Origin of the sequence: Parasphingomonas zepuensis (genome assembly GCF_036663735.1) — a bacterium.
GTDB lineage: Bacteria > Pseudomonadota > Alphaproteobacteria > Sphingomonadales > Sphingomonadaceae > Sphingomonas.
This window is the reverse complement of sequence record NZ_JAXOJO010000078.1, coordinates 1-1079: the sequence shown is the minus strand read 5'-3', so window position 1 is coordinate 1079 and position 1079 is coordinate 1. Positions and strand designations below refer to the sequence as shown.

The 1079-nt window shown below is 63.5% G+C and carries 1 protein-coding gene; it reads left to right on the top strand.

From position 1 onward, the window contains the following. The coding region (locus U1769_RS25380) for an electron transfer flavoprotein subunit alpha/FixB family protein (protein WP_332720926.1) at positions 1 to 925 on the top strand (925 nt) is incomplete at its 5' end. Positions 926 to 1079: the final 154 nt, after the last annotated feature.

Sequence of the window (1079 nt, the reverse complement as noted above, 5' to 3'; positions counted from 1 at the left end):
AACTCTGGTTTGGGTCGAACATGACGGCAAGGCCGTCAAGGATGCCACGCTCGCGGTGGTCACTGCCGCGTCGAAGCTCGGCGAAGTCCATCTTCTGGTCGCCGGTTCGGGCGTTGATGCGGTTGCCAGGGAAGCCGCGCAGATTGCGGGCGTCGGGAAGGTGCATGTCGCCGACAACGCCGCTTTCGCGAACAACCTGCCCGAAAACGTCGCGCCGCTGGTTGCCGAGCTGATGGGCAGCCACGATGCGTTTCTCGCGCCGGCGACGACCACCGGCAAGAATGTCGCGCCGCGCGTCGCCGCACTGCTCGACGTGATGCAGATTTCGGAAATCCTGTCGGTCGAGGGTCCCAAGACCTTCACCCGCCCGATCTACGCCGGCAACGCGATCGCGACGGTCGAGAGCTCGGACGCGAAGCTGGTCCTCACCGTACGCGGCACCGCGTTCGACAAGGCCGCGACTTCGGGCGGTTCGGGTACTGTGGAAGCCGTCGGTGCGGGCAGCGATGCCGGCATCTCGAGCTTCGTCGGCGCCGAAATCGCCAAGCAGGATCGTCCCGAGCTGACCTCGGCGAAGATCATTGTGTCGGGCGGTCGCGCGCTGGGTTCGAGCGAAAAGTATCAGGAAGTGATCGTCCCGCTCGCCGACAAGCTCGGCGCCGCGCTCGGTGCTTCGCGCGCTGCGGTCGATGCGGGCTATGTCCCCAATGACTATCAGGTCGGCCAGACCGGCAAGATCGTCGCCCCCGAAGTCTATATCGCGATCGGCATCTCCGGCGCGATCCAGCATCTCGCGGGCATGAAAGACAGCAAGACGATCATCGCGATCAACAAGGACGAAGACGCCCCGATCTTCCAGGTCGCCGACATCGGCCTGGTCGGCGATCTGTTCAAGATCGTGCCCGAGCTGACCGAAAAGCTTTGATCTGCGCCATAGGCGAACACGAAGGGCGGTCTTGCGGGCCGCCCTTTTCGTATCCGCCAGAGGTCAGAAACAAGTAAGGCCCGTCGCTTTCGCGGCGGGCCTCCCTTGACGATCCGTTCCCTTCAAGAGTTCGGATCGAAAACGCTCTTTCTTT